General features: G+C 45.3%; 17 protein-coding genes. 1 reads left to right on the forward strand and 16 read right to left on the reverse strand.

Features of this window, described 5'->3' with window-relative positions; genetic code table 11:
• Nucleotides 1-13: 13 nt before the first annotated feature.
• The 6 genes from MKY48_RS23165 to MKY48_RS23190 all read right to left on the reverse strand — a co-directional run bounded on the left by MKY48_RS23165 (nucleotide 14) and on the right by MKY48_RS23190 (nucleotide 6,556).
• On the reverse strand, nucleotides 14-1,126 hold the full coding sequence (locus tag MKY48_RS23165) for a Gfo/Idh/MocA family oxidoreductase (RefSeq protein WP_339266581.1): 1,113 nt from the start codon (nucleotides 1,124-1,126) through the stop codon (nucleotides 14-16).
• Nucleotides 1,113-2,021 carry a serine hydrolase domain-containing protein gene (locus MKY48_RS23170; protein ID WP_339266583.1) on the reverse strand — a complete coding sequence of 303 codons (909 nt, stop codon included), beginning with the start codon at nucleotides 2,019-2,021 and terminating at the stop codon, nucleotides 1,113-1,115. Before MKY48_RS23170 ends, MKY48_RS23165 begins: the two co-directional genes overlap by 14 nt.
• Before the next feature lie 78 nt (nucleotides 2,022-2,099).
• The gene (locus tag MKY48_RS23175; RefSeq protein ID WP_339266584.1) at nucleotides 2,100-2,900 is read right to left on the reverse strand and encodes a class I SAM-dependent methyltransferase; all 801 of its coding nucleotides are present in this window, start codon (nucleotides 2,898-2,900) and stop codon (nucleotides 2,100-2,102) included.
• Between the two features lie 286 nt (nucleotides 2,901-3,186).
• The gene (locus MKY48_RS23180; RefSeq protein ID WP_339266586.1) at nucleotides 3,187-3,879 is read right to left on the reverse strand and encodes an AtpZ/AtpI family protein; all 693 of its coding nucleotides are present in this window, start codon (nucleotides 3,877-3,879) and stop codon (nucleotides 3,187-3,189) included.
• Between the two features lie 105 nt (nucleotides 3,880-3,984).
• A complete protein-coding gene (gene murI / locus MKY48_RS23185) occupies nucleotides 3,985-4,761 on the reverse strand; it encodes a glutamate racemase (RefSeq protein WP_339266588.1) in 777 nt (258 codons plus the stop codon).
• A 244-nt stretch (nucleotides 4,762-5,005) separates the two neighbouring features.
• Entirely contained in the window at nucleotides 5,006-6,556 is a 1,551-nt protein-coding gene (locus MKY48_RS23190; protein ID WP_339266589.1) for a tetratricopeptide repeat protein, read from the reverse strand.
• 243 nt (nucleotides 6,557-6,799) lie between these two features.
• On the opposite strand from MKY48_RS23190, the gene MKY48_RS23195 reads away from it, so the two are divergent.
• The gene (locus MKY48_RS23195) at nucleotides 6,800-7,606 is read left to right on the forward strand and encodes a lipase family protein (RefSeq protein ID WP_339266591.1); all 807 of its coding nucleotides are present in this window, start codon (nucleotides 6,800-6,802) and stop codon (nucleotides 7,604-7,606) included.
• 83 nt (nucleotides 7,607-7,689) lie between these two features.
• Here the strand turns inward: MKY48_RS23195 and MKY48_RS23200 are convergent, their stop codons facing one another.
• The 10 genes from MKY48_RS23200 to MKY48_RS23245 form a co-directional block, all read right to left on the reverse strand.
• Nucleotides 7,690-8,526 (reverse strand): PIG-L deacetylase family protein, encoded by an 837-nt coding sequence (locus MKY48_RS23200; RefSeq protein WP_076325230.1) that lies wholly within the window; start codon nucleotides 8,524-8,526, stop codon nucleotides 7,690-7,692.
• Nucleotides 8,527-8,579: 53 nt separating this feature from the next.
• Nucleotides 8,580-9,002, reverse strand: a complete 423-nt coding sequence (locus MKY48_RS23205; RefSeq protein ID WP_339266592.1) for a VOC family protein — start codon at nucleotides 9,000-9,002, stop codon at nucleotides 8,580-8,582.
• Nucleotides 9,003-9,196: 194 nt separating this feature from the next.
• Nucleotides 9,197-9,727, reverse strand: a complete 531-nt coding sequence (locus MKY48_RS23210; protein WP_339266594.1) for a hypothetical protein — start codon at nucleotides 9,725-9,727, stop codon at nucleotides 9,197-9,199.
• A gap of 97 nt (nucleotides 9,728-9,824) precedes the next feature.
• A complete protein-coding gene (locus MKY48_RS23215) occupies nucleotides 9,825-10,424 on the reverse strand; it encodes a GNAT family N-acetyltransferase (RefSeq protein WP_339266595.1) in 600 nt (199 codons plus the stop codon).
• Nucleotides 10,425-10,452: 28 nt separating this feature from the next.
• Nucleotides 10,453-10,521, reverse strand: coding sequence for a putative holin-like toxin (locus MKY48_RS23220; RefSeq protein WP_339273631.1), 69 nt, complete (start codon nucleotides 10,519-10,521; stop codon nucleotides 10,453-10,455).
• 200 nt (nucleotides 10,522-10,721) lie between these two features.
• Entirely contained in the window at nucleotides 10,722-11,120 is a 399-nt protein-coding gene (locus MKY48_RS23225) for a DUF6508 domain-containing protein (RefSeq protein WP_339266597.1), read from the reverse strand.
• Nucleotides 11,121-11,202: 82 nt separating this feature from the next.
• The gene (locus MKY48_RS23230; RefSeq protein WP_339266599.1) at nucleotides 11,203-11,970 is read right to left on the reverse strand and encodes a class I SAM-dependent methyltransferase; all 768 of its coding nucleotides are present in this window, start codon (nucleotides 11,968-11,970) and stop codon (nucleotides 11,203-11,205) included.
• 62 nt (nucleotides 11,971-12,032) lie between these two features.
• Entirely contained in the window at nucleotides 12,033-12,956 is a 924-nt protein-coding gene (locus tag MKY48_RS23235; RefSeq protein ID WP_339291103.1) for a hypothetical protein, read from the reverse strand.
• Nucleotides 12,957-13,263: 307 nt separating this feature from the next.
• Nucleotides 13,264-13,689, reverse strand: a complete 426-nt coding sequence (locus tag MKY48_RS23240) for a hypothetical protein (protein WP_339266603.1) — start codon at nucleotides 13,687-13,689, stop codon at nucleotides 13,264-13,266.
• A gap of 136 nt (nucleotides 13,690-13,825) precedes the next feature.
• Entirely contained in the window at nucleotides 13,826-14,302 is a 477-nt protein-coding gene (locus MKY48_RS23245) for a DinB family protein (protein WP_339266605.1), read from the reverse strand.
• Nucleotides 14,303-14,550 lie beyond the last annotated feature (248 nt).

Here is a 14,550-nt window from a genome sequence, read left to right on the forward strand (position 1 = left end):
CCTTTAATTCCTTCTACACAAAACGGCTACGAGTATCCCATATGTTCGGGTCCAATTTTACCGCTGGCGTAAAAGTTGTCGTCAATGCGTACCGCCCACCGGATTCCGCAGATTGATAGGCACCGAACAGAATCTCGTGCACATGTAGCTGCTGTTTCGCAGACTGGACGGGCTGTTCACCCGTACGAAGGCAGCGAACAAAATGGGCAATAACACTCTCATCACGTTGTTCCGCAATTTGACGATACGGCACATAACAGCTCTCATTCCCCCGCCAATTGACTGGCTCCGCATCTGGAACAGCGTCTCCCAACGTGTGAACAACCAAAGGATATCCACCGTCATTCATAGCTATAGTGCCTTTTCGTCCGTAGATCAGCGTATTATTCTGCTTGAAGGACATTCCCCATAACGAGCGAATAACGGCATGCTGCCCACCTGCAAATTGAAGGATGAGGGTGGCATTATCATCCACATCGCTGTTCACCTTCTTACCATCGCCAACGATGCGATTGGGAATTAGCGTGTTGACTTCAGCCATCACACTTGTAGCGGGGCCTAACAAACCGATCAGGCGGCTAACAGGATAAGCCAGGCAATCCAGTACCGCACCTCCATGCGCTACGGATTTATCATAATACCAGTTATCGCGCCATGGGCCGGGAAGGGAGAGTTGTGCTTCCGCGCCTGTGATTTTTCCAATGTAACGCTCATCAATAAAATCGGCAGCAGCTAGAAAGACGGGGTTCAAGTCAAAAGGCAGGCTCATGAAAATCAGCCCCTTCCCCTCTGCGAGCGTAACCATACGCTTACAGTCTTCAAATGTGCTCGCCATCGGTTTCTCGTTCAGAACAGGCAATCCCTGTTCCAGCGCAGCCAGCACGGGCTCAGCATGCATGGAATGAGGAGTCGTAACCACTACACCATCCAAATCTTCTCGTTCCAGCATGAGTCGATAATCATCATACCACCCAGGAATTCCATATGCCGCTGCCTTCTTCTTCGCATTCTCCAAAAGTCTGGAGTATGTTGCTACAATCTGCACACCTTCAAGCATTGCCGCCTGTTCAAAATAACGATTGCTGACATGACCGCTACCGATCATGCCAAGCTTAATCTTTTTCATGGAAATATAACCCCAAACACTCGTAAAATGTTTCATTAAACATGGTCTGATCTTCACTATAATTCTCTGTATATTTGTTCAGCATCCGAACCCCTACCGCATTGAATTCAGGAATAACTACGCAATGACACCCGGCGGCTCCGGAAGCATAAAACCATTTTTCTTGAAAATACCATCCAAAAATCCGGTGCTGATCTTGAGTTTCAGCTCTTAATTGGTTAATCAAACGAAATACTTCATTAGATAGGAGTTGTTGGTCATGAACGGCTCCCTGAAGTAGATGCAGGTATCCCCACATCGCCAAATCTTTGGCGCTCGCGTACAAATTCCGGTCGTGGCCTTCATCGGACTCTATTCGAATGGATGCATACCCATCCGCAGCCTGAAAATCACATACTAAATTGGAGTATGGAACAGACACCCACTCCGAATGGTTCAGCTCCAGTGGTTTAAATACGCGTTCTGTTATTAATTGAGAGATCGTCTTGCCTGTTATCGTTTTTATTAGTTTTCCCGCGACTTCCTCGCGTTCGATTCGCTGGGGACCAAAGTATTTGGCATTGGTTTTGGTTGCTAAATCGCGGATGGTCACTCCTTTTAAATCGCTGGTTGGCATATCTTTCACAATATCAGAGACAACCGTATCGATGGAGATGTTCCCTTCTGTAACCGCAATGGCCGTTGCCATGCCAACGTATGACTTTCTGATTGAATATAGATTAAACATTGAATCCCGGGTTACCGGCAATGCACCACTCTTAAAATGATGCTGTCCAGAATACCATTCCCTTATGGCATGACCATCTTGAATGATGAACAAAGCGGAGGCAGAAGCACCATACTTTTCCTGAGAGGCTTGAGTATATGAAACTAGTTGCTGGAACGGATCGCTCATAAAAAGTCCCTTCTAACGACATAACCCGTCCTTTAGATCTTGCTCTTCTTAGGTCGGGTCAAACGTCGTCTTATTATTTTATTTCGTAGCATAAATCGATAGCCACTGAGGAAGCGCTGCAAGCGGGTTCAGTTGCCAGTTGCGGAAATCTTCCAACTCTTGATCTGACAAACGGCTAGCCTCGTCTTTGGATTCATCCACCCAGAATCTGCCGTCCACTGCGAACATTTCTTCCATATGTTTTACGTTCAAACCGGATGACATCATGGCGTTCAATATATCTTGAATACGCCACTTATACGTCGGTATTTCTCCAAAAGGTCCCGTAGAATCATATGGATTCACCACTTGGATCTTCTCTGTAGAGCTGGTTCCAAATGGACGCATAAACGGATGAATGTCAAACATCATGTACGTCCCTTCTAGTTTAAGAATTCGATGGATCTGGGTATACATCGAATTCAAATCATGAATCCATACATGGACCCCATTCGAGGTGTAGACGAAATCATATTCATCACTCTTGATGCAGCTCAGCTTCATGGTATCGTCACAGATGAACTCAATATTCCATCCGTATTTCTCTGCTATAACCGAACTATTCTCCAGCTGTCGTTCCGAAATGTCACACGAAGTAACCTTAGCCCCCATGAGATGAAAAGCAAACACAGCATGACTGTCTCCGCTTGAAGGAACACATATCCTTTTGCCCCCCAGGTCTGGGAAAGCCTTCATGATCATGGAGAACGCTGTAGGATGAAATGCGGATTCCGGTTGTTTAATGATGTTGGCTATGACCTCTTCGGTCCGATATCCTACATACCACGAGTCTGACCATTCATCCCAAGATCTTTTAATGATATCCTCTTGTTCTTTCATCTTGCAACCTCCTTGCCTGCCAAACACAAGCGTTCATAATTAAACGTATATCGGCTATTATGCTACAACCAAGCCTGACAGGATATGGAGAATTTATATGTAATTGAACTCTACCGACGAATTTAGGAAACGAGTAAACTAATGAATGCAAGATAGATGTCACTACAAGGCTCCGATCGCCAACAGCCTGCTCTGAATCACTCTATTTTGCTCTCGTTTCCCGTCCATTTATGCAGCACAAGCGCTGCACTGAAGATGATGAAAATGGCTAGAATCCTTCCATATGCTAAGGCTGCCGCTCGCGTTCCATCGCCTCAAGCGCCTCGAGTTTTTGCCTATACTGACGTATTAGATCTGGATCGGGCCCATCACGGTGCTTTTCGATGAACGCCTGAAGTGCCAAGCGGTATTCTGAAATGAATGTCGGATTGGTGGGGCTTGTTGCAAGCTGGGCTTCGGCTTTTGCAACTGGTTTCAGGTCTTTATTGAGTACCCATTTCTTCCCATAATCTGACTTGTCGCTCATGATGAGGATATTACCCTCGAAACCTGGAACATATTTGGCAACGAAAACTTCACCCTTGGGCGGAATAAGAATGACATTGCGCAGTGGATAGATGCTGGCAGACATGGTAGTAAAATTCGTCACCACATCTTCCCCCTCGGAGGTTTTAAGGACTGCTTCGTACTCCCAAACATATTGATCATTGTACAGGGAGTTTGTTTCCTCTGCATAAACAACGACTGCAGTACCTTCCGTGCCAACGGCGTTAAGAAATAAGGCATTTAGGTGATGCGTGAAGAAGATGTTGAACATTGCTGCCAGAAAGCCTAAAATCGGCAAGATAAAAAACCACTTTCCGTGGTTACGCCATATCGATAGGAGGATACCCATGGCAAAGCTGAGGAATAAGATTATCAAAAATGACCAGATCGGGTGATGCGTGAGGAAATACAAGACGGCCGAGATCATATACATATATATCACTCACTTCCTCTCATGACGCTCCTTATATCTGGAACCTTTTGACCACGACCTCGTCCTTGAAATGATTGGGTAGAAAGCGAATCTCCACCGGTTGCCCTACCCCTCTATTTCTCTATAAATGCTCAGTGCCTTCTTCATCTTCTCTGTGTACTCCATGGAGTGGCTCGAATTTAATAGCTTAACATCCTGACGCCCGCTGGAGCTGAGCAGATCCTTGTCACTTAATACCTGAATGAGCCTGTTCACGGTTCCTTTACTGCCATCTATAATGCGAATGTGATCCGGCAGCAGATCCGTTAAGATTCTTTTGTAAAAAGGATAGTGGGTACAGCCCAAGACGATGGTTCCATACTCATTCATATCGAAGGATTCGAATTGCTTGGTAAAGTAAGCATTCATGACCTTTTGATCGAAATTCAAAGCCTCACAGTGCTCTACCAACTCCGGCAGAGGCAGGGAGTCCACGATATGCATGCTATCGACTCGTCGAACCAAATCCCTGTACTTCGATTCCTTTAAGGTCAGCGGCGTAGCAAGCACCAAGATTCGCTTCCCGCTGGAACGATTGATTTCGACGGCCGGCTTTACGGCCGGCTCCATCCCGATGACTGGGACCGGATAAGCCTTCCTTAGATCGGAAATCGCCATACTTGTAGCCGTGTTGCATGCAACGACGATGGCTTTGACTTCTTCCTTCATGATCGTTTCCATCGCATGATGGATGTAAGATTTCACGTCTTCCTTGTCTTTGGTACCATATGGCACATGTAGGGTGTCCGCATAAAACAAAAAGTCTTCATGCGGCAGCTCCTTCATAGCCGCCGATAACACCGTTAAACCGCCTAAACCTGAATCAAAAAAAGCTATTCTCATGTTTTTCACCTATCGTTGTATGTTTTTCTGTCAGCATCCTTACGTAAATATCCTTATACATTATACTCCACTACTACAATCTTCGCAGGGCCATCTGTACGATTGGGATCGTAAGTGGATCAGGTTCAAAATACAGAACGACCCAGCCTTATTGTAATCTCAGAGGCCGGGTCGCGTGCGTCGTTTCTATGCAATTCTGAGAAAAACATGTAACTTCCTTCGCAAACATTAAGAAATGCGTGTTTTACTCAAAACATTTCAACAGTGCCAAGGCCTCTTCATGATCGGGTTCCAGAACAAGCGCCTCACGCGTGTATTCCAAAGCCTCCTCGTCAAGACCAAGCTCATAGCAGCAGATCGCCAAGCAATATAAAACCGTTGACACCGGCTCATCTTCATCCGTCTCCACGGATTCCTTCAGGAAGAACCTCGCATCCTCGTACATATCCATCTCGAACAGCACCAGCCCCGCGTCCAATGCCAGATCATAACGCTGCTCCATCACATAGTACGATGACCACATCTTATATATGCCTGTTCGGATATCCAGTATTTCTTCGTCATTTGCATCCGGCAGCAGATTCGATATGCGTTTCGCGCTTTGAATGAAGAACTCGGCGTCATACCCGCCCAATCGCCAAAAAGACAAAATTTGCTGCATGCCCATGCTCTCAATATTCCGGTCGATCCATTCCTTCATACTGAAGAATTCATCCGGTCCGAAGCGTTCGATAAATTGGCGGTAAGCGATCCGAGTATTGGCATAACTCGTGGGTGCTTCCAGCATGAGGATACAGCCGATGTTAATATTTTTATAATGCTGCGTGGGGAAAATCGCCTCTGCGCCCCTTTGCTCAAACACATACTGAAACGCATGATAATTTGCTGTTAGAGAGAAGCTGCCATGGAAAATTAATTGCGGCGGTTCGGCGAACTTCCAATTATCGAGATGATGATCTCCTTTATCCGCTGTGAGAAGCATGAAACCCGACGTTGATAACTGATTCAGACGCTCCATGCAGGTCAAACCCACCTCTGGAAACAGGATATGCGAATCCTCCAGTTCTTGCTGGTAGTGGGCAATCACATCGCGGTACCGGTAGGTGTCCTCCTCGTATCTGGGTTCACGGCGATGCTCGTATGCCAGTTTCATTCGTTCCAGCACTTCAGCTGGCTTGAGCTTGTTGTGCTGCTCCGGAAATTCGATGACAACATCACTCTCGTAAATCTTGCCTTCCCCCACATAGATCAGTTCTTGCGGAATGCCGTCAAAAAAGTAGTTAGCGACAACCAGCAGCGGCTGCTTCAGATCTCCCGGACGTATCGTTGTCTTCGATACCACCAGGTTCAATTCCGTGTCATGCACGGCATCGAACCTCGCGAAGTCCAGCAGTCCCTGTTCAATATAGGATTGCATGGCAGGATGTTGATTCCATGCTGTAACATTTTTAATCGGCAGATCGGTCATGACATAGCGGAAAGGGGGCAGTGCTATACCCGCAAAATCTCTCAGCTCGCACAGCTTGTGCAGCACATGATAACCGAGGCGCCCAGCTCCGGCTCCCAATTCAAGAATTGTTACAGTTTCGGTGAGATCAGCTTGATCGGCGCGGTCCCGAAGGAATCCGAATATAATTTCGGCGTAAGCTGTAGCAATCATAGGGTTGCTCGTAATATACTGTGGAACCTGATCATTATTCCAGGCTTTCATCCCCAGTTCTTCGTAATAATTCCGCTGTAGTTCCCAAATGGGTGCTTCACTGTAACGGAAGCGTTGTTGAATATTGTCCGTCATTCTATATAACCCTGCTCTCTGTATCATTAAAGTACACTCTGATGATGTGCATGCTCATATGCACCGGTCGACCAAGAACGTCTATTGAATCGTACCATATAACTTGGTTCTACCCAAACCTTCTAATGATAAAATCCTGTGTATAGGCTTGAGCTTGATGGCAAATATGCCATTCTTAGGCGTATAGGCACCTTTCCTTCCACACCCTAATATAGTGTAGGAGAACAGAAGGGCGGGATGTGCATGGGTACGAGCATGGAACGAGAACAATGGGCCATTTTCTTGGCAGCGATCTGCGGACAGACCTATACACAATTCACCAATACGGACGGCTCATTTGTCCTTCCGCTAAATTATTCGCTTTATGACACCATTGAGGCGAACTCCTTAATCAGCGTGTCCGAGCGCTTTGGGTTTATTCTAGAGTCACCGGATGAAATTATTATCGCCTTTCGGGGCACCAGTTCCACGACAAACTGGATCTCAGATGCCATCGCCTCCCAAAAAAACTTCAAATATATTAAGGACTCTTCTCTCACACACCGCGGTTTCACTAACATATACGCCTCTGCTCGCGGCCAGATTATGTCGGCACTTAACCAACTTCCTACCCACAAGACACTGTTCATTACCGGCCACAGCCTTGGAGGAGCGCTCGCAACCTTATGCGCAGTCGATGTGGCCGCCAACACGGACCACCAATCCCCTTATGTGTTTACCTATGGGTCCCCTCGTGTGGGAGATCCCGATTTTGCCAAGGTCTTTGCCAAATATGTTCGAAGCAGCTGCCGCATTGCTAACCTGTTTGACGTCGTAACGCACGCCCCGCCTCATATCTACAAGATGCCAAAACGAGAGAAGAAATTCTATTACAGCCATGTGCATACCCAATGGCCCTTGACCTTCCAGAATGGGTCGGTGAGCGGAAACCACGTGATCGGAAGTTATTATACGGAGCTTGCCAAGCTCCAGCCGCAATTTGCCGAACGCTTAAGTTCGACGAATCCCGAGTTCTGTCCGGTTGTAGAATCACCTTTGGAGAAGGTGTAAGCCTATTTTTCGGATCATAAAAGAAAGCGGATTTCCCTGAGAAAGGAATCCGCTCTTTTATTTCTGATCTAACCAAGAATAGATTACACATGAGTACCGGTTAACATCGGGAACAAAACCTTCATTTCAGCTTCATTCGGTCTTCTGCCATAATCAGCAATTTCGAAAGGCTCTGCATATTGTACGCTGGCTGCATGGTCTTGGCCATATTGCTTCGCAAGTGAAGGCAGCATTTCGTTCGAGACGCTCAGGAACCGATCCCAATACTTCAGAATAAAGTCCCGCTTCTCTTCCCAGGTATTCGGTACCGCATCCAAGAAACCGCCCTGCCAAGGTGCAAACTCATAGAATTGGGAAGCGTGGGCATCACAGGCCAGCAATTTCTTCTCGATGACGCTTCCTGCATCGAAGACAATATCCGATTGATACGTCGCCCGTGCTGCATAATCCGGCATCAGCAGAAATATCGGCGATTTCTTCAATGACGGCACTTCAGGGACGGCATTAGGTACGTTCGCAACAAAATCTGCCGCATCCCGCACTACCTTCCCGACATTGCGGTTATCCACATGACCGGGACCGTCCGGATGGAACGTAATGACGATATCAGCCTCCCAGCCACGAATTTGACGGATCACTTCCTTGCGTACTTCGGGCGTTGGCATCAATTCGCCATCGGGAATAGGTAGAACGACGTATTCCAGTACCCCAAGACATTTTGCTGCCTCTTGCGCTTCTTGAATCCGACGTTCGACCAGCTGCTGCCCGCTCATTTCATGATGACCACAGCATCCATCGGTTAACGTTACGAACTTCACCCGATGCCCCATCTCCGCGTAAGCTGCCGAGATCGCGCCAGCATAGATTTCAGGTTCATCCGGATGCGCTGCAATGACAATCACATTGAGAATTTTAGACATCTGCTGCTTCCTCCTTGTAGTTTCTTGAATATACGATCGATATGATATACCGATTACTTCGTCCGTTTCATCAATGGATGATCTTCCTTCAACTCCAGCAAATCCCACAGGTTCCCGTATAAATCCTTGAATACCGCCACCATGCCGTAATCCGCTTCTTTGGGCTCTCTTACAAACTCAATTCCCCGCGATACCATTTCACGGTAATCTCTCCAGAAATCATCCGTGTTTAAGAATAGGAACACCCTGCCGCCCGACTGGTTGCCTATAAATGGCTCTTGCTCCGGCTTGGACGCCTTGGCAAGCAATATTGTCGTGCCAGCCGATCCGGGAGGTGCTACGACCACCCAACGTTTATCTTGTTCAGGCTGGTATGTATCTTCAATCAAGGTGAAATTCAGCTTTTCGGTATAAAATGCGATAGCCTCATCATAGTCCTTCACGACTAAGGCGATATGGACAATGGATTGGATCATGTTCTCTCCCCCTCCGATATGATTGTTCAATTCTTGTACGATCCTCATGAAGTTCCCGTCCGGGAGCTGTACATCTCCCATAAGGACCGAATCCGAAAGGTACACTCAGAAGCCTCGTATACCACCATTCTACCGCTTTTTCCATATGGTTAACATGAATAAAAACGGAAGCTATCTTTTTCTGAATTAACGGGTCAATTAGGTTGAAGCTGCTCAACCGAGTTAGCGGACTGAATTAATTCTTGCTTATCTAACTTAGGCTGGCCTTCATTAAGAAAATATACAAATCTATACGTTAAGCCGTTATTTCTCCACCACAATGATTGATCATCATCATCTTCTTCATAATATCCTTGAATGCCATGATCCAGAGCGTGGCTTACTTTCCCTCTCGCAATGGATTGTTCACTGTATATCTGGTCAGTCTCATCATAAGTAATGATTAAATTATAAAGCTGCTGTTTATTAGTATTCCTATGGTGATATACCACTTCCTGAAATTTCCCTTGCTTGGTTTCATACGATTCCAAAGAAGCGGTTTCTTCTGTTACATCAATTGGGATGTATGTTGGAATCTCCGGGGTAAATTCCAGTTTGGATTCAATAAGCTCAACCGGCTGCTCAGTTAAATACATATAATTTGTAGTTGAACCTTCAGAGTTGGTCTTACATGATGTAATAACAATCAACACAAAAAAGATTAGAACGCGTTTTGCTACTTTCATGAGCCCCTCCAGATTGAGATTGGCATTAACGATTCATTAAACCGGCTCCTAGAACGGAACGCATGGTTGCTATTAGTTTCAGCTCAACTAGTCTTTCCTACAACTGTTTACCTTCAAAGAACTCTTTTTCAAGAATGGAGTAATAGAACTGATCCGTCCACTCTCCCTTCCAAAAAAGCTCTTCTTTAAAAACAGCTTCTTGGGTCATACCGATATGCTCCATAAGAGCTGCAGATCGAGCATTTTGCGAATTGCACATACCAACCACTTTATGCGCGTGCAGTTGTTCAAAAGCAAATTTCAAAAGGAGCTTAGCAGCCTCACTTCCGTATCCCTGTCCGCAATGTTGAGGAAGGATCGCAAATCCCAATTCCCAACTCTTCCTGTAGTCGATATAACTCCACACTTGAGCAAGTCCGATTGGAGTTCTATTCCGATCATTCACTAAACGAACGATAAAATCATAGCTTGTTGTTTCGCTTCCCTCATTGATTTTGTCCAGATAGTTGCTTCGAACAACTTGTTCGTCGGACGGTACTGATTCTTCAAACTGCCATAAATCTCGATCGCATTCAATCCTGCATATAAAATCCAAGTCATCGTTTGTGATTCTAGATAAGATTACGTGTTCTCCATAGATCTCCATTGGCTTGGATGGTTTATTCCCTTCTAAGTCATTCAGGAACGAAAAACCCACCTTCGGCGCTTAACCTTTGGGTGGGTTTTTACTTTTTCTTGTTGTTATTATTAATGTATGTTAAAAGAGCAAGAATGAACGATCCAAACAGAAACATCGAGCGTTGGAGTCAGCTTCACAGCTGCAAAGCCCTCCTCTGTTTCGATCAATTCCCCAACGAAATAGGCATGCATTTTATATTCGGCCAGAAGTAACCTTTTATCATCACTTAAATTGAATTGAATAAGTGTTCCTGCGCATCTTGCTCTGTTTTATATTGCTCTACCAACATGCCGACGATGACAAGTATGCGTATGATCATGATAACGTGCCCTTTAATTCTCTCAGTCTTAACAAAATTTGAGCTGCATGCCCTTTTATACATACGCTGATAAATAACCCTTCGTTAAATCGATCCCCGCGAATATAACTGGTCATTAATTTTCTAAGGGTTTCCAGATCGGCGTTCATGATGCTGGTATCCATATTGTTATCTAAGTTCCTATAGATCTCGTTCTCCATTAACCAGTCGCTCCAGTTAAATACCATTAAGAAGCCGACATCATCTAACGCTTTACGAAAACTTCCAATTTTCTCACTTTCGCACATGTATCCATTTACTTCATGGTAAAAAACGGACCCAGGATCCTGGAAATATTCGAGGAATTGGAGTAATCGATCCACGTCTGCGGAGGTTAAGTCTGCGTCATACGGCATTCAATCACCTCACTGATTCTAATTAATCCCTGCACAGGGTTCCCACGCACCTATGGATCCCCCCCTGAGAGCACTAGTTCTACTAGCGCCCTATCGGAGCTTTCCTAGCCTCGAATGTAATCATCTGATCCGCTTTAACGGGTTTATTCAACCATGCATAGTCAGCCGATTTCGTGATCTCTTCATAACCCTGCTTCTCTAGCATGAGTTCAAATTCGTGATATCCATACCAACTTAGAGGAAACCGTTGCAGCTCGGTCTGAATCAGATTCCCTTCCTTCCACTTTTCATATTTCATAATCGACACAGTATTCTGCTCCAGCAGATTCATTTCCGTGATTCTTTCTTCTAATATGATCACTTCATGATCAGAAGTTTCCCAAGTTCTAGTAGAGGCATGATTCGCTTCGATATCAGTAGGAATAAACAAATCCATAATTAATCTGCCACCAGGTTTCAGATGAGAATAAAAATGATGCAGTGCCGCGACTGCCTGCTCCCGACCCTCCACTAATTGGAAAGATCCGGCGGGAATGATAATGGCTTCATATGAATCCGTCAATGCAAAGTTATGCATTTCGTCTTCATACAGTTTAGTTGCAAGACCCAATTCCTCGACTCGTCTTCTGCAAGAATCCAGCATGGCTGCTGAGTTATCGACACCTTCCATATCGATCCCCGCTTGAAGCAACGGAATTAACACCCTGCCTGATCCACAGCCGACTTCCAGGACTTTTCCTTTTACGTCCTTCAGACGCTCTAAATAATACTCCACGTCGCCAAACGAGAAACCTAATGGTTTACTCAGATCATACACTTCCGTACACAGCTCTCCGTACAAACTATACATAGGATAAAACTCTCCAATCTATATGTATTTTTTCGCTGTTAATGCCCTCTAAATCAGTATCATTACACTTCTCTTTTCTCATCCGGTCGATAGAGGATTCTTTGGTAATCCCAATCTTTAGTATCCATATCGCCTAGATACATTCTCTCATGCTCAGGTACTCGTTCATATTTCTCTCTAAGTTTTTCTCTGTAAAACTCGATGGGATTTTCTAAATATGAATAATAAGCATCCCTGCATTCTTCGAGCGCTGTTTTCTCTCCATTCAGTTTCTTGTGAAGATCCATGAATTCCTTATGTTTCTCCTCGATCTCTGCCGCATACAGCGGTTCAGATAATGTAACCTCTCCAAGTCCGGCCATGCGAATAGGCAATTCCCTATCAAAGGTAGTAAACAAAGTCCCGTCCTGAAACCAAACGTTTGCTTCGTCAAGATGGCACTGGACGTCTTGAGGCAGGTTGTAGATCATGACTTGACCGTCCTGGTAAACATTCAGATGAACTAAATAGTTCGCACCTTCGTATTTCATGAAAATGTTGAAGCCGTCACCCTCCACCGTCTGATAGAACAGTTCGCTTTTTACATAAAAATCAGTGGGACGGGGGGAATGGGCCACTCTTCTGGCTTCCCATTGCTTCTGCTCCCGCTCTGAAATTTCATATATATTCACGAATTCCGGATTCAAGAGCCGAATGGTCTGCTCAATGTGCTCATAGTAGCTTTCTTGATTAAATCTCCAGTTCGCTTCCTTCACTTGGAACGCACCCAGGCCATGTATAGACAGATTTTGGCCAACCGGTACGACAGGCGTCAGCCAGTTGGAGTCGATCTTGTTTTTTAAGCCTTTAAGGTCAACAAGTTCCCAGCAATTCGTCATGCCATCATCATAAATATCTACATCAATATAAAAGTACTGCCCTCCGTTGCAAATCATCCCCGGGATGGTTGTACCTTCAACGATTTTGGATCTTCTAATTGTTTTCATAGCAATCACCTTTTCGATTATAGTTAATGATGCTTCCGTCTATTGCGAGCCTGGTGGCTAAACAGGATCGTAAAGTTTGAACCTGTAATCCGCATGTTAGGTGAAGCGATTAGAATCTATTTCTTTAGAGGCATTCCTTACATCATATAAGAGAGCCACAGGAAGAACTATACCATTTATATTTATAAACAATCTCTACCTAAAACGATTCCCAAGGCACATTCAAGACCCTGTTGTTCTTCTTCGCATCGTAGCGAATGGAGTCATATTTAACGCTTGGGTTTTTAATCGATAATGATTGATTGATCTATATACCTAATATGCTAATGACCTTGTGATTCTGCAGTTGAAGCGCGATCCAGTCCACGAATTCCTGCATGAGCCGGATTAATTGATCCATATTCTCTTCCAGGGCCTCGATAAAATCCGTTTCAGACGAAGTAAATATGAAGCCAATATGCTCCTTCAACTCCTCCGCTTGGGGACTGCCTTTCAAGAAAATCAGGGTTTCTTCAAGTCTGTTCACGATCCGCCTCCATCTTTCTGCATCCAATTCATTGAATGCATAGTGGTCGTACGGTTCATATTCTTTTTCAACGGCGCTTTCCAGGTAACCGAAAGTCTCTTCATCCATATAGATCGAATCCACGTTCCAGCACCGATTCCGGTAAGGCCCCGGCAATACCTCTATGTAACATGAACCTTCCAGCTCATCCAGCCTGTATATTTTCATAATACCATCCTTCTTGTTCCTAACATTCTCATTCTATATTACATCCTCATTTCCGTTTGGTAAAAATAGCAAAAGGACTCCCCCGGCTCATGAAAATCATGGCAACAGGAAGTCCCCTATGTGTAGTGCGTTTAAGCTACGCTCTTAAAAAGGCAATGTAATCCGTTATGATCCCCTTGTGTCCTAGATGCCGGAGCATTGTAGTGATATTGCCTCTATGATATGTTCCATGATTTACGACCTGCTGGAGAATCTCCGAAATCGAATTTTGAAATGCTTCCCCCGCAGTGTTGTGATAAGTCACAACCTTCCCCATATCGTGAGCCGACGTTAAATATTCACGATGCTCGGTTTGGAGCTGGCTCATGTATTGACGAGCTGCTTCCATATTTGCAAATGGTCTCGCGACAAGCGACGGAGGACTTTCCTCCTTGATTCGGGCAAACCAAACTTCCTCCGCAGCTGCAAGGTGACCGAGGACTTCCGCGATGGAGTTGAAGCCCAGATTCACTTCCTGGAGAAACACGCCTTCCGGCAAGGATTGCAAATGATTCAAAACTCTTTCGTTCGCCCACATGTGATAGTCGTACAATTGAAGATACGGTTTGTTCATTCTGCTCTCTCCTCTCTTGATCGCTTTATCGGTCGATTGGAATGCACGATATCCTAATACAACATCGATCCCGTCGAAAAAGCCCCCGGATTCTACACACGATATGAGCACAGCAATTGGCTTATATATGGGTATTCTCCATTGGATTCGGTTATCCTTTTTTCAACGCGTTCAGCACCCCATCCACCTCTCATTCTGCAGGTTGGTGGTGCTGCAGGCTTCCCCTCCGTCGAAGCCGCCAAGAGAGT

The organism is Paenibacillus sp. FSL W8-0187, from assembly GCF_037969755.1.
GTDB lineage: Bacteria > Bacillota > Bacilli > Paenibacillales > Paenibacillaceae > Paenibacillus_AQ.

Coding starts and splice junctions, on each gene's coding strand:
- MKY48_RS23225 (WP_339266597.1), bottom strand. CDS start 11,120: ATGCCGTATGACGCAGACTTAACCTCCGCAGACGTGGATCGATTACTC.
- MKY48_RS23245 (WP_339266605.1), bottom strand. CDS start 14,302: ATGAACAAACCGTATCTTCAATTGTACGACTATCACATGTGGGCGAAC.
- MKY48_RS23180 (WP_339266586.1), bottom strand. CDS start 3,879: ATGTATATGATCTCGGCCGTCTTGTATTTCCTCACGCATCACCCGATC.
- MKY48_RS23195 (WP_339266591.1), top strand. CDS start 6,800: ATGGGTACGAGCATGGAACGAGAACAATGGGCCATTTTCTTGGCAGCG.
- MKY48_RS23170 (WP_339266583.1), bottom strand. CDS start 2,021: ATGAGCGATCCGTTCCAGCAACTAGTTTCATATACTCAAGCCTCTCAG.
- MKY48_RS23190 (WP_339266589.1), bottom strand. CDS start 6,556: ATGACGGACAATATTCAACAACGCTTCCGTTACAGTGAAGCACCCATT.
- MKY48_RS23200 (WP_076325230.1), bottom strand. CDS start 8,526: ATGTCTAAAATTCTCAATGTGATTGTCATTGCAGCGCATCCGGATGAA.
- MKY48_RS23235 (WP_339291103.1), bottom strand. CDS start 12,956: ATGAAAACAATTAGAAGATCCAAAATCGTTGAAGGTACAACCATCCCG.
- MKY48_RS23230 (WP_339266599.1), bottom strand. CDS start 11,970: ATGTATAGTTTGTACGGAGAGCTGTGTACGGAAGTGTATGATCTGAGT.
- MKY48_RS23210 (WP_339266594.1), bottom strand. CDS start 9,727: ATGAAAGTAGCAAAACGCGTTCTAATCTTTTTTGTGTTGATTGTTATT.
- MKY48_RS23205 (WP_339266592.1), bottom strand. CDS start 9,002: ATGATCCAATCCATTGTCCATATCGCCTTAGTCGTGAAGGACTATGAT.
- MKY48_RS23175 (WP_339266584.1), bottom strand. CDS start 2,900: ATGAAAGAACAAGAGGATATCATTAAAAGATCTTGGGATGAATGGTCA.
- MKY48_RS23240 (WP_339266603.1), bottom strand. CDS start 13,689: ATGAAAATATACAGGCTGGATGAGCTGGAAGGTTCATGTTACATAGAG.
- MKY48_RS23165 (WP_339266581.1), bottom strand. CDS start 1,126: ATGAAAAAGATTAAGCTTGGCATGATCGGTAGCGGTCATGTCAGCAAT.
- murI (WP_339266588.1), bottom strand. CDS start 4,761: ATGAGAATAGCTTTTTTTGATTCAGGTTTAGGCGGTTTAACGGTGTTA.